A 538-nucleotide genomic window follows, 5' to 3' on the forward strand; every position below is an offset into this window, starting at 1 on the left:
CAGGGTCTCGAGCGGCTTGCCGCCTTCCAGGGCTTTCAGGAATTGCTGGGTGCGCACATCGACGGTCGGCTCGGCGGCGCCGGCGACACCGGTGGCGAGAGCGATGGCGGCGGCGGCGATGGATTTGGTCAGGGTGTTCATGGTCTATCCTTTCTTGTTCGGTGTTTTCATCAGGACTGCGGCGCGACAGTAGCAGCAGCGTCCCATATCGAATTGCAAAAATGAACTATGCCTAGGTATAACTTAGCCTTTGGTGATACCCGGAACTTCGGCCTTGTCAGCGATTAAATAGTACACTATTTATTTATTGCGCTGACCGGGCCGTCGTTCGCCCCGCACCCCTGAGGGTGCGGGAAAGGGGCTTACACCAGTTGCAGGGTGACGTCGATGTTGCCGCGGGTCGCGTTCGAATAGGGGCACACGATGTGGGCGCGGTCGATCAGGGTCTGGGCTTCGTCGGCCGGGACGCCCGGCAGGCTGATCTTCAGGGTGACTTCGATGCCGAAGCCGGTCGGGATCGCGCCGATGCCCACGCTGC

At 60.8% G+C, this 538-nt stretch carries 1 pseudogene; it reads right to left on the bottom strand.

Annotated features, from left to right (window positions below):
- Positions 1-362: 362 nt before the first annotated feature.
- Positions 363-538: pseudogene (locus B0920_RS25290) on the bottom strand (OsmC family protein); the annotation flags it as partial.

The sequence above is a fragment of the Massilia sp. KIM genome, assembly GCF_002007115.1.
In the GTDB taxonomy this organism is placed as follows: domain Bacteria; phylum Pseudomonadota; class Gammaproteobacteria; order Burkholderiales; family Burkholderiaceae_D; genus Telluria.